We start from the raw sequence: 17272 nt of genomic DNA on the forward strand, positions 1-17272 counted from the left end.
GACCGGCCGAACCGTGGGCCCGGGGGCTCACCATTCGACCGGCGTGACACAGCCCGCGGAGAACGAGACTGGGTTCTCTTCTGACATAAAACCGCAGCGAACAACAGAGGCTTTCCCGCGACAGCCTGTCCCCCGGGTTAAAAAACCGCTGCCATCCTGTGCTCGAATTGCCGCTCCAGAATCACGACGTCGCCCCGCCGCACGGTATAGTCGGCGATATAGCGCCCGGCGGGCCAGCCACCGGGCGGAGCCCGCCGGCCGGCGAACAGAAGCCGCTGGGCCTGATCGCGCGGCAGGGGGTCCGCAGTCGAGTCCACAAGGCTGGAACCGTCGGGCCCGGTGACGCTAAGCGTCTGAACATCCCCGACCTTCAGCCCGATGGCCCGGACCCAGGCGACCAGCGGCGCGGTCGGCCCGGGCGGGGTCAGAGCACCGGATTCGACGGACGCCATCTCCACCGGTGCGCCCGCGAAGCCGGCGTTCAGAACGGCCCCGGGGCGGTAGGTCAGGACGCGGGCAGCCGCCTCGCTCCACAGGCCGACCCCGGTCCCGCAGGCCGGGCCGGTGCCCGGGTCCGGCGCGAACGGATCGATCACGTTCGTGTCATGGCGGACCGTGAAATGGAGGTGAGGGTATTCGGTGTTTCCCGACAGGCCGATCCGCCCCACGGGGTCACCGGCCTGAACCGTCTGACCCACCGCCACCCGCACGCTGCCCCGGCCCAGGTGACAATACTGGGTGGTCCACCCACCCCCATGGTCAAGGACCAGGCCGTTGCCGCACTCGACCCCCTCGACCGCATCCGTCGGGCGACCGCGAACCGCAGCATCCTCCATGCCGTCGCGGAGCCGCGCCACGACCCCGTCCGCACCGGCCAGGACCGCGACCCCGGCCCGCATGGCCGGCAGGTCCGGAATCCGGATGTCGACCCCTGTATGGCCGTCATAGGTCAGGCTGCCGCAGCGATAGTCGCGGACGCCCGGACCCGGATCGCGATCGACATGGTTCTGGATCTCGCAATCCACACCCGGACGACAGTCGACCGGCAGCTGCAACACGGGGCGTCCGGCGATCCGCTGCGCCGGGACCGCCGGCACGACGTCCGGTGCCTGTGGATTGGCCTCACAGGCGGTGATCAGTAGACAGAGGGCCAACATCGATCTCATCCCCGGGACGCCTGTTGCACCGGCCGGCCGATCAGGGCCGACCCAGGATTTCGTCAAACAACGCCATCCAGGCGGGCACGCCGATGGTGTCGCGATCGAAACGCGCCAGCGCTGTCTCGCGCGCCGCCTGTCGTAACGGGGCAAAGGCCTCGGGGGTTTCGCAGGCCCGGGCCATGGCGTCGGACAGGGCCGCCGTGTCGAAGAAGTCGTTCAGGATGCCGTTGACCCCGGGGGTGATGGCGTCGCGCACCGGGCCGGTGTCGGATCCCAGGATCAGGCATTCGCACGCCATGGCCTCGACCAGGGACCAGGAGAGAATGAACGGATAGGTGTAATAGACATGGCCCCAGGAGATCGACAGGGCGTCCATCATCTGGCGATGCGGCACCCGCCCGACGAAATGCACCCGGCCCATGTCCAGCCGGTCGCCCAGCTCGGCCCGCAGCTTTTTCCCCCAGGTCTCGCCGGCCGGAAGCCCGCCGCCATAGCCCTTTCCCGAGTCCGCGCCGATCAGGATCACCTCGGCCGTGGGGCAGCGGGCCAGAAAGTCGGGCAGGGCGCGCATGAAGACATGGAAGCCGCGCATGGGCTCGAAATTGCGGTTGATGAAGGTGATGACCGGCCGCGATCCGTCCAGCACCCGCCCCTCGGGCAGGCGCAGCCTGGCCCCGGGCCGGCGCCGGGCGTCGGTGACGCCCACCCCTTCATGGATGACGCGGACGCGCGGCTGGAAGACCGCCGGCAGACCGGCCGCCTGGAAGGGGGTGGGGCAGACGATCACCTCGGCCATGGCATAGGCCAGGGCCACGCCCACATTCTTGGCGTGGATTCGCATGTCGTCCGCCGGGGTGCCGGTCGCGAACTCGGGATCGAAATTCATGTCCGCCCCATGGGAGCGGTAGAAGAACTCGCCGAACAACACCTGGGGCACGCCGGGAAAGACCTCCGACATCTGGATCGTCTCGCCCCAGCCCGGGTGGCCCACGATCAGATCGGGCCTGTAACCTTCGGCCTTCAGCTCCAGGGCGACGCGGGCGGCGGCGTCGGCGCGCATCAGGTCCGCCTCGGCCCGGGTGGCGGGAGGGAACAGTCCGGGTGTGGAGCCACGTGGCAGATGCCAGCGGCGGACGTCGATCCCCGGCATCCCTCTCGCCGTCGGCCCCCCGATCGCGGTCAGCCGGTCGCCCCGGGCAAGGGCGGCGGCGGCGATATGGGGAAACTGACCGGGAAAATTCTGATGGATGAAGAGTATGCGCTTGCCGGCCATGCCTGATCTCCTGCCCGAAAGCGTGCCCCCGGTCCGCTCCTTTCCATCCACCGCGCTGCGCGTCAATCAAAGCGTCGGACGCGCCCATGAAGCGGTTTCGTCGCCGGCCATCAGCCTCTAGGGTCGCGCGCATGCACGCCCTCATCGACGCCAGTCCGGCGGACAATACTGTGACTGTCCCGTCCGGGGCCGGGATCCTGTCGCGGGTGATCGTGCGGGGCCGGGGCAACCGGGTGCTGGTGGGCGCGGGCTCTGTCCTCGACGCCTTCGCCCCGGCCGGGGCCCGGAGCGACGTGGCCGACGGCCCTGCCCTCCGGATCGAGGGCGATGACAATGCGGTCGAGATCGGCGACGCCGCCGCCCTGACCCTGAACATGACCGTGATCGGCAGCGGCAACCGCATCGAGATCGGGGCGGGGTGCCGGCTGAACGGGTTCGCGGCCATCCGCTGTTCCGGCGCGACGCTGCGCATCGGGGCCGGGACCACGATGGTGAATGGCTCGCTGCAGCTGCATGAGCCGGGCGAGATCGATATTGGTCCGGACTGCATGATCGCCAACCAGGTCTATGTGTCGCTCAGCGACATCCACCCGATCCATGACCGGGCCACGGGACAGCGGCTCAATCCTCCGGGATCGGTCCGGATCGGGGCCCACGTCTGGCTGGGACTACGCTGCATGGTGATGAAGGGGTCGCGGATCGGTCCGGGCGCGGTGATCGCCGCCGGAGCCGTCGTATCGGGCGAGGTGCCGGACCATGTGATTGCCGGTGGGGTGCCCGCGCGGGTCCTCCGGACGGATGTGGAATGGCACCGCGATCTGGATGTGACGACGCCCGACCGGTGATATGCCGGTCCGCCGAGCTCGCCCCTGATGCCCCCTTTGGACGGATCAATGACCGATACCCCTGACGAGACCCGCCCGACCGACGCGGACCTGCCGCGCCTCGGCCTCTACCTGCCGTCCAGCCGGGTCGGACTGGGCCCGAAGGTGTTCGGCAAGGACGTGGCGAATTTCGAGCTGTTCCAGGCTCTGGTCCGCCACGGCGGGTTCGACCAGGTCGATTTTCTGACCCATCGCCCGGTCGAGGCCGAGGCGCTGCGCGCGGGGCTGGAGGTCGGCGAGAGCTGCGCGACCCGCGTGGGCTCCTTCAATGTGCTGGACGCAAAGGCGGGTCCAGCCGCGGGCACGGTCCTGCGGGGGGCTGCCGGCCTCGGAGAGCTGGCCTGGCGTCGCAGGCGGACCTGCGGAGACGCCGGCTTCAGCCTGATGGGCCTGATCCACACGGCGGCCCCCCCGTCGATCCGCGAGCAGATCGCCGAGGCCTCTGTCGCCCCGGTCCAGCCCTGGGATGCGATCCTCTGTACCTCCCCTTCGGTTCAGGTGGCGATGACCCGCATGTTCGATGACTGGGACGACTATCTGAAGGACCGGTTCGGTGGCTCGCGGTCCCTGCGGCCGATGCTGCCTCTCATCCCGCTGGGGGTCGACGCCGGGGGGATCGCCGCCCGGGTTGGTCGACCGGACGCGCGCGCCACCATGCGCCAGCGACTGGGTGTCGCCGATACCGACATTCTGGTGATCTGGGTCGGGCGCCTGTCGTATTTCGAAAAGGCCTTTCCCCAGCCCATGATCCGCGCTGTGGCCGAGGCTGCCTCGCGGACGGGCGCGCGCGTCCATTTCGCCATGGCGGGCTGGTTCCCGACCCCCGAGGCCGAGGAGCCCCTCTATCGGCAGGCCGCCGCCGAATATGCCCCGGACGTGTCCTTTCACCTGGTGGACGGCACCGACCGGAATGCCCTCGAACTCGCTGTGGGCGGGTGCCGACATCTTCCTGTCGCTGGTCGACAACATCCAGGAGACGTTCGGCATCACCCCCCTGGAGGCCATGGCGGCGGGACTGCCCGTCGTGGTCAGCGACTGGAACGGCTACCGCTACACTGTCGAGGATGGAGTGCAGGGTTTCCTGGTTCCGACCCTCATCGGACCGGCGGGCGCCTTGCCGGACACGTTCGAGGCCGGCCATACGTTCGGCCAGCGGACCTATCAGCAGTATGTCGGGATCCTGGCCCAGCACACGGCCGTCGATGTCGAGGGCGCGGCCGTGGCCCTGTCCCGGCTGATCGAGTCTCCGGACCTGAGGCGGGGGATGGGCGCGGCGGGCCGCGAGCGTGTCCGCCGCCTGTTCGACTGGCCCGTCGTGGCCCCGCAGTACCGGGCGTTGGGGGCGGAACTGGCGGCCATCCGGCGCGCTGCGACGGGTGACACCTCCGCAGGCGGACGGCATCCCGTGCGGGGCGAGCCCCTTGCGGACTTCACCCATTTCGCCACCCGGGTCATGACCGAGGACACGGTTCTCATCCTGCGCGCGGGTGTCGGGCGTGAAGACCTGGACCGGGCGGCCCGCACCCAGCTGGACAGCTTCGCCGGAAACTGGCGGTCCTCGATCGAGGAATGCGAGCTTGTGCTGCATCATCTCTCCCGCCACGGCCCGACCCCCGTCGCCACGCTTCTGGGCCTGGTGGCTCGCGGACGACGGCGGGCCCTGCGCATGGGGCTGCTGTGGATGACCAAGCTGGGGCTGCTGACCTGGGCCATGGGAGGGGCGAGCGATGACGCCCTATGATCCTCGCCGGACCCTGGTGTCGCTGCATGTCCCCAAGACCGCGGGGACCAGTTTTGTCGACGCCCTGACGACCTGGTTCGGGCCGGAACACCTGCATTTCCACTACCGCGCCAAGGCTGGCACATGGCCCGAGCTGACGTCGGGCCGACCCGGCCTGTGCGTGCACGGACATTTCAACCGGGTCCGGGGGTTCGGCGGCCGGGTGAGCTATCCGGACGCCAACCAGTTCATCGTCTTCCTGCGCAATCCGTTCGACCGGTTCGTATCACAGTGGCTATATCTCCACTATCAGCTGGAGCAGGGCTTCGTGATCCCTGACCTGGCTGACGGGCCGGACTTTGGCACCTGGCTGAACCGTCGACGCGCCGCCGCGGAGGCCGGGGAGGACCCCTTCTCCTTCCTCGCCCAGCTGGCGGATCCCGCCGACCCGTCGAACGTGGCCGCGACCTTTGGCCCGGACTATGTCGCCATCGGCCTGACCGAGCGGTATGAGCAGTCCCTCGCCCTGTTCGCCAGGCAGTTGGGCAGGACCGCTCCAGCCGCGTCCTGGGTCAATCGCGCGCGCGGCGAGGCGGCCCCCTTCGCCGACTGGAGACCGGCGCACGAGCGTGCCTTCCCGCTGGAGTATGCCGTGTATGGCGAGGCCGTGCGCCGGTTCGATCAGGCCCTCGCCGATCACGGGCTGGACTGACCCCGATCCTCAGCTGCCGGGGCTGCCCTTCTTCAGGGCTGCCGAAAAGTGCTCGATGGTCCGGGCGAGCCCCTCTCGCAGTTCAACGGTGGGTCGCCAGTCGAGAGCCGTCTCGGCAAGGGTGATGTCCGGTTGTCGTTGCCGTGGATCATCCTGGGGGAGGGGGCGGTGCTCGATGACGGACCGCGAACCTGTCCGCGCGATGGTTTCCCGGGCCAGCTCCAGAATGGTGAATTCGTTTGGATTGCCCAGGTTGACCGGACCCGTGAAGCCGGTCGGGGTGTCCATCAACCTCAGCAGGCCCTCGACCAGGTCGTCGACAAAGCAGAAGCTGCGCGTCTGGGAGCCGTCCCCGTAGAGGGTCAGGGGCTGATGGGTGAGGGCCTGGACGAGCAAAATTGCTGACCACCCGCCCGTCGTTGATGGCCATCCGCGGGCCATAGGTGTTGAAGATCCGGGCGACCTTGATGTCGAGGTGCTCCTGACGGGAGTAGTCAAAGAACAGGGTCTCGGCACAGCGTTTGCCCTCATCGTAGCAGGCCCGGGGGCCGATGGGATTGACCCGGCCCCAGTAGGTCTCCGGCTGCGGATGGATTTCCGGGTCCCCGTAGACTTCGCTGGTCGAGGCCTGCAGCACCCGGGCACCCGTCGCCCGGGCCAGGTCCAGCATGTTGATGGCACCCATGACGTTCGTCCGGACGGTCATGACCGGGTCGTACTGATAGTGGATCGGTGATGCCGGACACGCGAGATTGAAGATGCGATCCACGGGCGCGTCGAACGGCACGGTGACGTCATGCTCGACGAACGCGAAGCGCGGTTCCTCCGCCAGATGCGCGATATTGTCCCGCGTCCCGGTGTGGAGGTTGTCGAGGCAGATGACATGATCGCCGCGCGCGATCAGTCGGTCACACAGGTGAGAACCCACGAACCCGGCTCCTCCGGTGACGAGGACCCGCAGTGGCGAACGGGGGCTCTCGCTCATTTCGTGCCGCCGGTGGTGGACAGGATGGTCAGGGGTCTGGCCCGGCCCGAGAAGCGATTGTCGAGGTGCTCGATCTCAAGGAAGCCGGCGGCGCGGCCAGCTGGCTTGTAGACGGAAAAGGTCCGGGCCAGACCCAGGGTCGCGGCGCTTTCCAGCGGGGACACAAAGCTGGCGTCTCGGTCGAGCCAGTGGGGCCTGGACATCCAGTGGGCAAGTTGGGTTGCGTTGATGGCGAAGAAGCCCGAGTGCGGATTGTTGGCCCGTCGGAAGGTAGTGGGCGTCGACAGTGGTGTCGCCGTCAGCGTCTCTTCGTCATCAATGGCAGAGAGTAGCGACCGCGAAACGCTCTCCTCAAGATCATGGTCGATCCAGGTCTTCTGCGTCTTGCCCTGATCGTTCCATTCGAACCGGTTGGGGGAAAGCACGCGACGATCGCCGAACGTCCTGTTGAACCAGATCAGCTTATCGAAAAACAGGGGGTCGCGGACGAGCAGATCGTCCTCGCTGTAGATGAACCAGTCGTACTGGTCGGCGTGCTTGGCGAAGACCCGGTAGGCATCGAAGCCCAGCATCCTCGGGTTTGTCGGTTGCGCAGAGGTCTGGGCCACGCCGAACCGGTCGCGAAAGGGCTGGTCGAGCAGGCTGTGGCCCGGGACGGTCAGGATCCTGAGGTCGAGATCGACGGGGCAGGCCATGTCCAGGACATAGCTCGACTGTTTCCGGGCGTACCGGACCTCCGCCGAAGGCCCGAAGGCGCCGCGATAGCCCCGGACGACCCGCTGGACCACGTTGGTCCGGTCGACGCGGCGCGCCTCATCGACCGAGGAATGTCGTGGATTGGGTTCAGACGCAAAATAGTGAACCAGGACAACAAGCGCTTTCATCGGCCGGCCACCAGGTGCGCCGCCGATGCCGGTGGTATCCCGTCCGCGAGACGCGAAAGGGTGGCTCCTGGCCAGATCATGCAGCGTCCCCCGTTCCGGATCCTGTCAGGACCCTGTCGTCGCCCCGCCCGCAGTGTCATCCGCCGGGGCCTGAGTGGTCCAGCGTCGCTATGCCGGTCGTTGCCCGACGGATGCAAGCCCGTCACCCCCCGATGGCCGGCGCAGGCACGAAACCCGGGTCATTTGCCAGAGCCGGGAAGCGCGGCGGGGGACATCAGCGTCTTCTTCAGTCGCGACTGGATTGCGCGCACGGGCCGGGTGATCTTCCAGCTGAGACTGGACTTGATCGCGGCGTTGCGCCTTTGCAGGGTCCCGACGTCCTCGGCAAGCTGGTGGCGTAGCTTGTTGAGAGCGTCCTGGTCGCCCAGCAAGTCGCTGACCGTCGACTTCAGTCGCGTGTTTTCGAAACGAAGGTCACGCAGCATTGCCTCCTGCTCGACTGCCTCAGCCATGGCAGCGTCCATCCTGAGCGTCGCGTCATGCACAGCGCGTTCGAGCACGATGCGCCGGGATTCCTCGGCTGCGATGACCTCGCCCACGCGGGCGCGTTCACGCAGCAGGCGGGCCTCGCTGTCGGCGAGTGCGATGTTGGCCCGGGTCAGCCGAGCGGTGCCCTGTTGCTTCTGGTGGTCAAGGATGGGGCCCCAGGTTCGCGCCAGTTCCTCCATTGCCTGACCTGCGGCATCCATGGCACCGGGATCGGGCTCAGATCCTGCAGCCGCCGCCCGGGTCCAGTCATGAACCCGATCAACCACACCCTCTTCCCGCCCGGCGGGCGGCAGCGCCTCAGCGCGGTGGTGGCGATGGGTCTGGGACAGGAAGGCACCGATTTCCGTCTCTGCTAGATCGCGACGCGGCAGTGAAATGCCGAACGCCGCCTCGATCCGGTCAAGGGTGCCCGAGGGGTTCTCGAGCATCCCGGCATAGGGAACGAACACGCGAGGGCAACTCCGCGTGTCTCGCTCGACGGACAGCATATAGGCGGCCCACAGGAGCATTCCCTGGCTGATCGGGAACCCGTCCCGGGCGTTCAGGGAACTGGCAACCTCCAGCGGGTGCCTGACCATGATGATATAGAGGGGGGCCCGGCCGCAGTTGACCAGCGCCTGGTGCCACAGCCGTGCCAGCACGGACGACCGGGGGTCCTTGATAACCGGCAGATCCCGGTCAGCGTAGTTCTGCATGATCATGGCCTCGGCCCGATCAATGCAGGAACCGGGTCGATCCCAGGCCCTGGGGCCCGCCTGATGGACAAAGACATCATCCCAGGCCGAGCCGACCTCAGCCAGGATCTCGTCGCTCAGCGCGACCATCTCTGACGGTTCCCAGAAGCCGAGTGGATTGTCGGGGCCGGGCTGGATGACCCGTTCCGGGAGGGCACCTCCCGCCAGTGAGAGTATTCTCGCCATGGCGGACGTGCCACTGCGGTGCATGCCCGTGACCACGAGGGCCGGGCGTGGCCGCGGCGCGGGGTGAGGATCGCCTGAAGGGGCCGTGGTCACTCTGTGCTCTCCGCCAACCAGGCCTGGTAGCTCCCCGGTCCGCTCGCGAACGGGTCGGGAAAGGCCGCCTGAAGATCTTGTCTCGTGCGATAAAGCCCGCGGTCAGCGGCGGGGATCGGGACCCCGTCGCCATATTGGCCGTAGTGCCAGTATCCCGTCGGAATCCGCGGGTCTGTGGCCGCGTCGATTTCGCGCTTGTACCAGTTCCAGATCTCATGGACCTCGAAATTGGCCCCCGCATACCGTCGCGTCATGATGTCGCCGATCGGGCCCAGCTTGGTGAAATGCCAGAAGCGCAAGGGTGACCCGTTGACGGTTATGCGGCCCTCCCAGTCGATGCGCACGGTGCGCCGGCTGAGATTCCAGCTCGCCACGTTACAGCCGGGGTCGCGCAGCACGGTGAAGGTCGGGAAAAAGGCCGGGATGTGATCGCACCATCTCTGGTCTACAAACAGACCCGACGGGATGTCGTCATAGCAGAACCGCAAAAGCCGGTCCGACCACCATGCGGCGAAGCGGCGACCCTCGGCCGTCGTCCGGATCGCAAGGAAGCCCAGATTGAAGATCCCGGTCCGCAGCGTGGCCTGTTCGTTGTCCAGAATGGCCTGCAGGGTCTCTTCCGGCTCTAGCATATGGGGGGTCAGCACGCCGTCGTGATCCCGCAGCGCATCCGTCACTGTATCGAGCGGGTTCAGCAGGGCGGTGTCGGGATCCAGATAGACCACCGCGTCGGCCCCCATATCGCAGGCAAGGCGCAGGAAGGGGCCTTTGACCGCGGTGCAGGCCTCTACGATGTTATGCCGGAAGAGCCAGGCCCGGACATCGGGGATGTCCAGCTGATCCGCATAGACCACGCGATCAAAGTCCTCGTTCTCCGGGTCGAGCACGATGCCGTCCGGAGGACGGTCAACGACCAGGGCGACCAGGTGCCAGTCGGGGTGGTGCTGACGAAGCGAGCGGTAAAGCACCCTGGCCCGGTTGAGATAGGAGAAGGTGAAGCTGCTGAAACAGAGAACTTTCAACGGCTCGTCTCCGGGAGAAAGTCGGCCGTCATCCGGCTGAACTTCAGGGCCTGGAGCCGGGGCATACGGGTCTGACGTGCCTGAGCGCGAATCTCTCCGGACTGGAACAGGGCGTGGAGCGGCACCTCCCCGTCCAGCACCAGACCACAGGCCTGCTCGCGAACAAAGGCGGCCACGTTGCCCGCTGCCGCATTGGTCACGATCGCCGCCCCGCCGGCAACAGCCTCGAACGCGGTAAAACAGAAGGTTTCAGGCCAGAGAGACCACAGGACAACCACGTCCAGCTGCAGTCTTTCGACAGCGTCCCGCATGGGTTCCGGATCGCCAGCGGTCGGGGCGACAGCGGTAAATTGCATCGGCACCCCTGCAGCGGGGCTGCGCGCCAGGTGGTGGAACTCGTAGCGGGGATCCGAGCTGAAGAACTCGGCCAGTGCCGCAAAGGCGGGCCACCCCTTGTGGTGCGTCGCCATCCCCAGAAACCCCACACGCAACGGCCGCCCCGATACCTCGTCCCGAGGTATGCGGGGGGTGCGACGTGGGGTCAGTCTGGCATGGGGATGCGCGATGGCCGCCGCCGGACGACGGGGAAAACTCCGACGCCAGAGCGTCAGGGCTCCGCTGGACGGAGCCAGAACCGTGACGGCGAAGGCTTCGAACAATCGCTCGTGCTCACGCATCTGGACCCGCCGGCGCGGGCGATACTGACACACCCGGCAGGCCGCACTTTCGGGGGGCGGGGCACCGCAAAAGCTGACGTCGTTGCGCATCAGGGCATAGCCCGCGCACAGACTGGAGTAGTCATGCACCCAATAATAGCCGGCCTCGGCACCGAAGGCCTGAAGGATACCAACAACGCCGGGAGTTGAGTGTCCAATCAGGCTGTGCACCGCAAAGGACACCTCGGTCCGGGGCTGGCCGTTTGCCAGGGCAACGATCTCATCCGGCCGGAAATGGCCGAGAAAGACATCGTTGAGCAACAGGCCGACCGGCGGGTTCTCCCGATTGACCTCGACCACCATGGCGGTGGCCGGAGGGAACAGATGCAGATGGTCGATGTCCTGCTCGCGGAGCGCGGCCGCCTCGATTCTCAGGCAAAGCTGGATGCCGCCAAACGCTCCGACATAGTTGTCCTGACTGACGGTGATATGGAGACGGCGACCCGTCTGGCGTTGGCTCAGGGCCTGGGCGAGGCGGTCGATCGGATCGGGATCGGGATCGGGGCAGGCCTCGCGGAGACTCTGCAGGTGCGCCTCGAACGGCGGGGCCAGCCGAAGAATATCGTTTCGGAAGTCAAGCCCGTGGGTCAGCGGCCGACCCTCATGGCGACCGTGGACCATGTAGTGCTCGAACGGATTGATCCCGGCCGCCTCGACGTCAGGGTTCAGCTGAAGATAGCGGGCCACCGAAAACCATGAATTGGGATCCCGCCCCTTGCGCCAGCCGGTCAGCATGAAGTGCGTGAAGGCGTCCTCCGCTTCAGACAAGACCGGTCCGGAGGCGCGGTAGTGTTCATCGTCAAAGGCGGCCCGCACGGGGTCAACCTCACCGGCCCCGGGGGCCGGGCGGTCCCGCGTCCGGGCAGGGCCGAGCGACCGGCCCTCAGCCCGGCCGTGGCGGATAAAGTGGATAAAGGGGTTCAACCCGGCCGCAGCCACGTCGGGATTGACCAGATGATAGTCTGAAACGGAAAAGTCCGGATGGGGGTCGCGCCCCTCCTTCCAGCCGACAGCCACGAAGTGATCGAAAGGGTCCTGGTCGGCGATATCCGGATTAGATGCCCGGTAGAAATCCTCATCGAAAGCTTCTCTGATGTCGGACGTGTCGGACACGCTGGACAGAGAGGGGGTGACGACGACGGGCGCGGTTGGTCGGGCCTCGTGTGCGGCATGCAGGACATGATGAACAAAGGGGTTCACGCCAGCTTCTGCCACATCCGGGTTCAGCTGGAGGTACGCTGCCACCGAGAAGTCCGCGTTCGGATCCCGCCGCTCTCGCCAGCCGGACGTCATGAAATGCGCCCATGGATCCAGGCCGGCATCAGCCACATCCGGATTGTTCGCAAGATAGTGTCCGGCGTCGAAGGCCTCACGGACGGTCAGAAGCGGATCTTCGACTGAGCCAGCGGCCATGACGCCCTTTCCGGACTGGATTCGCAACCCGTTCGGCCGCGTCTCGCCTCGGCCCTAACGACCTTGTGACCCTCAAATCGTCCGGGCGGGGACAACCGTCAAGCCTGAACACCTATCGATTCAATCTTAGGACCCCGAATTTGCAGAGCCACATCAGGGCCCGGACCTTGACCGGTGTCGCCGCCGGGTGGGTCTCCAGCAGTGCCTTCACGGTCTGTCCGGACTCCACCTGCGCGTGCAGTTCGACAATCGTTTCCCGAGGCAAGGTGACCGGATCAATAGCAAAGCGGGCGAAGGGCAGATCAAGGAGCGCGTCCAGTGCGACGGTGTCGACGGACCGGGTCACGGTCCAGCGGCCCGAAAGGATGTGTGTGGGGTAGGTCCCGAACAGGTCGCACGGATCGGGGCGAGCCGGCCAGGCCTGACGCGGAGTCGCGCCGACCGAGCGCCGGATCTCACCCAGGTCGTCTGCCAGGGCGGTGTAGCGGTCGAGAATAACGGGCCAGTCGAACTCCTTGAGGGCGCGCATCTGGCCAGCCTGCCCCAACCGGGCCCTCAACGCGGGAGCCTCGGCAAGGGCGACGATCCGCTCGGTCAGGGTGGCCGGATCAACGACCGTCATCATGCTGGTCCGGCCGATAAAATAATCATAGCTGTCTTGCGCCGTGGCGTGGCGCAGCGCCAGGTCAGCCCCGCTCCCGACCGGAGGCAGGGTGACCGGAATACGGTAACCGTCAATGCCATCCCGCACCGTATCCTTGTAGCCGTTCCAGTCACTGACCAGGACAGGCAATCCGGCGGCCATCGCCTCGAGCGGCGTCAGGCCGAAGGTCTCCTGGATATTGTCCGAGAGCGACACGAAGGCATCGGCAGCCCGCCAGGCCTGGCGGTAGGCGACGGCCTCGGCCCCGTCGACAGCGATGAATCGAACCGACGGTGCCAGCACCCGCTGGGCGTTCTGGAAGGCATCCCGCACGGCGGTGCTGGCAAAGACACCGGCCTCGACACAGACGAGCGCCCTGTCCGTCCGGGCCGCAGCTGCTTCGAGCGCCTGATAGAGAACTGCCGGATTGGCCTTGGCGTGATAGGTCAACCGCCCTGCGAAGAGAAAGGCGACGTCATCTTGCCCCAGGCCCAGCGACTGTCGTGCCTCGGCTCGATCACTTTCGCTGCTGGCGAAGGCAGGCGCATCAATGCCCAGTGGGATGACCGGCAGCGCCACAGCGGAAAACTTCGTGACCCCCAAGTGCTCGGCCAGCCACGCGCACCGGGCCTCCTGGAGTCGCCTGACGACGGCGTGAGCGGCCGAGGAGGTACAGACAAGCGCGTCCCAGGGCTGGAACGGTGCCGTAACCATGGCGCTGATCTCGTCCATGGCGCGCGTCGAGCTGAGCGTGTGGGTGACCCCGAACAGGCTGTAGGCTGCGGAACCGCGTGTGTTTCGTCCGTGGGCGAGGTCAATCGTGACCGGAGCGGGATGATAAAGGGCCCCCAGGGCGTCAAGGCCCGCGTTTCCCGGGGCCGGTATCCAGCGCACGACGCCGGTATGCCCTTCCGATCTGAGTTGACTGGCGAGGCTCTCCGCCGAAGACCGGGCAGCACTGAAGGCGTTCACCTCCCCCGTGGGCCAGCGCCGTGCGATTCCCTTGATCATCGCCTTTCCCGCACTTTGCCGGCCCATGATCTTCGCGGCCGTGCTGTAGGCGTCGCCGGCGTTGTAGAGGGCGAAGTTCGGAGCGTTCATGGACACCTTGTACCGGGAGAGCGCGCGTTGTGTCCCGCATAGGGACTTTGCCACGCGGTGCAAAGGTGAGGACTGCTTCAGGCCGCCTGCGCCCTCGGCGGCCACGACCCTCCAGGGCCTCCGTCGTCAAGGCCTGGCCGTACCGAAGGGACTCGCTCCGGTACCGTCACCCCGGGGGGCGCGCGAGGCTCCAGGGCGCGGGTGAGACACTCTGGTCCAGCCACGTCAGGATCTGGGTCGCGGTCGGGTCGCGGTATCCGTCGAGGGGACGGCCGTCCGCGGATCCCCAGTGAGGATTGACCCCGGGATCGACGAACAGCCCCTCACCCCAGGTGTCGAAAAGCCGCTTCAGTTCGGTGTCGTCCCAGGCGCATTTGTCGGCCGAGTCGTTCAGACCTCGCGTCCGGGACTCGTGGTGGAGCAGGATCAGGTCTGCGGCATAGAGGGTGCGAAGGCCCGCAGCGCGCGCGCGCAGGCAAAGGTCTATGTCATTGTAGCCGACGATCAGTCGCTCATCGAAACCTCCGAGCGTCTCGAAGGTCTCGCGGCGCACCGCCATGAAAGCACCGGTTACAGCCGCGACCGGCCGGGTCCTGCGGTAGCGACCCATGGGGCCGTCCTCCAGCGGATCCGCGCCCACACCCTCGTGCATAGGCCGACCTTCTGAGGCTCCAAGCACGATTCCGCCGTGCTGAAGGGTGCGGTCCGCATAGAGCAGGCGCGCGCCAACCACTCCGACCTTCGGCCGGGCCAGTTCGCGTCGAATGGCCGTGTCCCAGCCCCGGGCCACCGCCTCCACGTCGTTGTTCGCGAAAACAAGAAGGGGCTGGTTCTGGTGCCGGGCCGCCTCATTGTTGAGCCGTGCCCAGTTGAAGGGCTCATCCATGGTCAGGACGCGGACCCCGGCAAGCCCCGAAAGTTCGGCGAGGCAGGTCCGGGTTTCCTCTTCGGCACTCCGGTTGTCGACGATGACGATGTCCACAGCATCAGGTCGGTCTGCGAAGGCGTAGAGGCTTTCAACGCACGCTTTCAGAAGTCCGGACTGGTCGCGGGTCGGGATGATGACGAGGATGCGATCGTCCGGATCCACGGTGCTCGGGCGCTCCAGATGTGCCGGGACGCTGTCTGCAGCGGAGCCGATCCAGACGCTGGTGAGCAACCGCGGCAGATGGGCTACGGTGCGCCCTTCGTTCAGTGCCGCCACGATCAGCGCCCGGCCGACGGCAGAGGGCTCGATTCCGCCAGACAGAGCGTCGACCAGTCCGGCGGATTGACCGTCGGTGAACAGGACGGCCACCGGTGGCCGGGGACTGGTCGCCAGATCGTCGATGTCGGGCGCGGACTGCAGGGCCGGCTCCCGATGGAGCGGGCCTCTCCGCCAGTGATCCTCATGGTAGTCGTGATCGGCATAGACCAGATCGGCCCCGGTCCGACGGGATGCGGCGAGGAACCAGGCCAGCGCTTGCGGATCCAGAACCGCGCCTGCGGGAAGGGCCAGAACGCTCACGGGCATCAAGCCTGTCAGACTGTCACCGAGATCCTGCAGTTCCGGACCCACGAAGACGATCCGGGGATCCACGGCCTCGAGGCTGGCGACAGGGTGGCCGCTGACCGCTTTTCCGGCGCGCACAAGCGCCTGCCAGCGGGCGTGTTTTTGGTCGACAAGGCTGTCGAGGGTGCGGACGACCGCTGCGGGAATGGCATCCATGGCGTCGACTACGACCACCACGGGGGCCTCCCCCTTTTTCGATGGCGGGGGCGTGACGGGATAGGCCCGGCGGAAAGCGTCCCACGCGTCGAGCGGATAGGTCGAGACCTGCACCCAGTCCCGAACGGTATCGAGCGCCGCATCAAGATTTCGGCCGATCAAGGCCACATCGGCAATGGCACGGGCGGAGCCGAAGGTCGGACGTGGGAGCCGATGGCGTACGCCGGCCGAGATCAGCTCGTCGCGTGCTCCGGCCGCTCCCGGGTCACGCCGCAGCGCCTCGACAAAGGCGTCGATCGCCGCCTCGTGTCGCCCTACGGCCTTCAGGACATGGGCCAGGTGCAGCCAGGGCTCGCTATCCAGCGGAGCCGCCTGCGCTGCCGCCCGATAGGCGGCCTCGGCCTCGGCCAGCGCCCCGGCTTCCTTCAGCATGTGGCCGCGCTGGACGAGAATGGACGTCTGGCCCGGCTGGTGCGCAAGCGCGGCTCCGTAGGCCTCCGCCGCCGTCAGCCAGTCCCCCAGATCCCGGGCCCGATCGCCGCGCGCAACGTCATCCCGCGACAGGGCCTCCGGAGTACGGACCGGTGCCGGTGGCGGCAGAAGTCGCTTTCGCAACCAGCGCAAGACCTTGCGCGGCCCGGCGGGCTGCCGGCTCACCGCGCAGTCTCCCGGGAGCGGGGCAAGCGGCTGATCATCGCCGGGCGTACAGGCAGGCGGCCGGGCCGTGCGGATGGTCGTCGTGTTCGAATGACGGTGTCACGGCGAACCCGTGGCTTTCAAGGAAGGCAATCGTCTCGCCCTTCTCCAGCCAGACCGAGCCGGGCGAGATGCCGCCGATGAAGGAGCTGTAGACCGTCGAGTCGCCGTAGCCTCGCAACCGGTAGGTCAAAGACTTTCCGTCGCGTTCACGGACAATCGTTTCGCCGGTGAAGAGCGCGCGTCTCGGGTCGCCCTCCGGCATGGCCCTGTCGTCGAAGAAATGGCTCCATATGAACATCTCGTCGGTGACGCGTGCCATGTTCGTCAGCGTCCGGATGGGATCGACCATGTGGTAGAGAACGCCACTGGCGAGAAGGAAGTCGAAACGTTCGGTGGTCTGATCCAGATAGTCGTCGAAGTCGCCGAGTAGGAATCGTGAATTTCGCGTCCCCATGATCTCCTTGGCGATCAGGCATTTCATGTAGGCGAGAGTGTTGGCTTCGATGCCCAGAATCGAGGCCGCGCCGGCCTTCTCCAGCATATAGGTGTGGCCACCCTCAAGCGGGCCCAACTCCAGAACCGACTGGCCATCGAACCCACCGCGGTGCTGGACGAGCCAGTCGATACGGGCATCCTCGAACAGAGGCACGGTTCCCGCTTCGAGGCCGGGCCTGGGAATCTGGCTGATCCAGGACGTTCTGAACAGGTCGATGGCGAGTTGGTCCGACGGGGCTCCGGAAACATAGTTGTCGTTGATCGGGGCTTCCATCGATTCTCTCTTTTCGCTTCG

Annotated in this window: 13 protein-coding genes and 1 pseudogene; 3 read left to right on the top strand and 11 right to left on the bottom strand. The window is 66.8% G+C overall.

Features of this window, described 5'->3' with window-relative positions:
* Positions 1-137 precede the first annotated feature (137 nt).
* Both SJY26_RS05820 and SJY26_RS05825 read right to left on the bottom strand, forming a co-directional pair.
* Positions 138-1157, bottom strand: a complete 1020-nt coding sequence (locus tag SJY26_RS05820; RefSeq protein WP_396595197.1) for a M23 family metallopeptidase — start codon at positions 1155-1157, stop codon at positions 138-140.
* A 40-nt stretch (positions 1158-1197) separates the two neighbouring features.
* On the bottom strand, positions 1198-2433 hold the full coding sequence (locus tag SJY26_RS05825; protein ID WP_396595198.1) for a glycosyltransferase: 1236 nt from the start codon (positions 2431-2433) through the stop codon (positions 1198-1200).
* Between the two features lie 131 nt (positions 2434-2564).
* Here SJY26_RS05825 and SJY26_RS05830 point away from each other — a divergent pair, with 131 nt between their 5' ends.
* The gene (locus tag SJY26_RS05830) at positions 2565-3278 is read left to right on the top strand and encodes an acyltransferase (protein ID WP_396595199.1); all 714 of its coding nucleotides are present in this window, start codon (positions 2565-2567) and stop codon (positions 3276-3278) included.
* A 45-nt stretch (positions 3279-3323) separates the two neighbouring features.
* On the opposite strand, the gene SJY26_RS05835 is transcribed toward SJY26_RS05830, so the two are convergent.
* Positions 3324-3716 (bottom strand): hypothetical protein, encoded by a 393-nt coding sequence (locus SJY26_RS05835; protein ID WP_396595200.1) that lies wholly within the window; start codon positions 3714-3716, stop codon positions 3324-3326.
* A gap of 511 nt (positions 3717-4227) precedes the next feature.
* Here SJY26_RS05835 and SJY26_RS05840 point away from each other — a divergent pair.
* The gene (locus tag SJY26_RS05840) at positions 4228-5058 is read left to right on the top strand and encodes a glycosyltransferase (protein ID WP_396595201.1); all 831 of its coding nucleotides are present in this window, start codon (positions 4228-4230) and stop codon (positions 5056-5058) included.
* A complete protein-coding gene (locus tag SJY26_RS05845) occupies positions 5045-5749 on the top strand; it encodes a sulfotransferase family 2 domain-containing protein (protein WP_396595202.1) in 705 nt (234 codons plus the stop codon). The genes SJY26_RS05840 and SJY26_RS05845 overlap by 14 nt, the downstream gene beginning before the upstream one ends.
* A 9-nt stretch (positions 5750-5758) precedes the next feature.
* On the opposite strand, the pseudogene SJY26_RS05850 reads toward SJY26_RS05845, so the two are convergent.
* The 8 genes and pseudogenes from SJY26_RS05850 to SJY26_RS05885 form a co-directional block, all read right to left on the bottom strand.
* A pseudogene (locus SJY26_RS05850) lies at positions 5759-6734 on the bottom strand (UDP-glucuronic acid decarboxylase family protein).
* Positions 6731-7618, bottom strand: a complete 888-nt coding sequence (locus SJY26_RS05855; protein WP_396595203.1) for a hypothetical protein — start codon at positions 7616-7618, stop codon at positions 6731-6733. Before SJY26_RS05855 ends, SJY26_RS05850 begins: the two are co-directional and overlap by 4 nt.
* A gap of 239 nt (positions 7619-7857) precedes the next feature.
* The gene (locus SJY26_RS05860) at positions 7858-9180 is read right to left on the bottom strand and encodes a sulfotransferase family protein (RefSeq protein ID WP_396595204.1); all 1323 of its coding nucleotides are present in this window, start codon (positions 9178-9180) and stop codon (positions 7858-7860) included.
* A complete protein-coding gene (locus tag SJY26_RS05865; RefSeq protein WP_396595205.1) occupies positions 9177-10202 on the bottom strand; it encodes a hypothetical protein in 1026 nt (341 codons plus the stop codon). Before SJY26_RS05865 ends, SJY26_RS05860 begins: the two co-directional genes overlap by 4 nt.
* Positions 10199-12331: a hypothetical protein gene (locus SJY26_RS05870; protein WP_396595206.1), complete on the bottom strand. Its 2133-nt coding sequence runs from the start codon at positions 12329-12331 to the stop codon at positions 10199-10201. Before SJY26_RS05870 ends, SJY26_RS05865 begins: the two co-directional genes overlap by 4 nt.
* A 112-nt stretch (positions 12332-12443) precedes the next feature.
* Entirely contained in the window at positions 12444-14075 is a 1632-nt protein-coding gene (locus SJY26_RS05875; RefSeq protein WP_396595207.1) for a glycosyltransferase family 4 protein, read from the bottom strand.
* Between the two features lie 166 nt (positions 14076-14241).
* On the bottom strand, positions 14242-16440 hold the full coding sequence (locus SJY26_RS05880; protein WP_396595208.1) for a glycosyltransferase: 2199 nt from the start codon (positions 16438-16440) through the stop codon (positions 14242-14244).
* A 34-nt stretch (positions 16441-16474) separates the two neighbouring features.
* Complete coding sequence (locus SJY26_RS05885; protein ID WP_396595209.1) at positions 16475-17251, bottom strand: class I SAM-dependent methyltransferase; 777 nt, start codon at positions 17249-17251, stop codon at positions 16475-16477.
* Positions 17252-17272 lie beyond the last annotated feature (21 nt).

The sequence above is a fragment of the Brevundimonas sp. R86498 genome (assembly GCF_044598075.1).
Classification (GTDB): Bacteria; Pseudomonadota; Alphaproteobacteria; order Caulobacterales; family Caulobacteraceae; genus Brevundimonas.

Bases quoted from the DNA above. Each gene is read 5' to 3' on its own strand.
- SJY26_RS05870 (WP_396595206.1), bottom strand. From the start codon at position 12,331: ATGGCCGCTGGCTCAGTCGAAGATCCGCTTCTGACCGTCCGTGAGGCC.
- SJY26_RS05855 (WP_396595203.1), bottom strand. From the start codon at position 7,618: ATGAAAGCGCTTGTTGTCCTGGTTCACTATTTTGCGTCTGAACCCAAT.
- SJY26_RS05830 (WP_396595199.1), top strand. From the start codon at position 2,565: ATGCACGCCCTCATCGACGCCAGTCCGGCGGACAATACTGTGACTGTC.
- SJY26_RS05825 (WP_396595198.1), bottom strand. From the start codon at position 2,433: ATGGCCGGCAAGCGCATACTCTTCATCCATCAGAATTTTCCCGGTCAG.
- SJY26_RS05875 (WP_396595207.1), bottom strand. From the start codon at position 14,075: ATGAACGCTCCGAACTTCGCCCTCTACAACGCCGGCGACGCCTACAGC.
- SJY26_RS05885 (WP_396595209.1), bottom strand. From the start codon at position 17,251: ATGGAAGCCCCGATCAACGACAACTATGTTTCCGGAGCCCCGTCGGAC.
- SJY26_RS05840 (WP_396595201.1), top strand. From the start codon at position 4,228: ATGCCCTCGAACTCGCTGTGGGCGGGTGCCGACATCTTCCTGTCGCTG.
- SJY26_RS05820 (WP_396595197.1), bottom strand. From the start codon at position 1,157: ATGTTGGCCCTCTGTCTACTGATCACCGCCTGTGAGGCCAATCCACAG.
- SJY26_RS05845 (WP_396595202.1), top strand. From the start codon at position 5,045: ATGACGCCCTATGATCCTCGCCGGACCCTGGTGTCGCTGCATGTCCCC.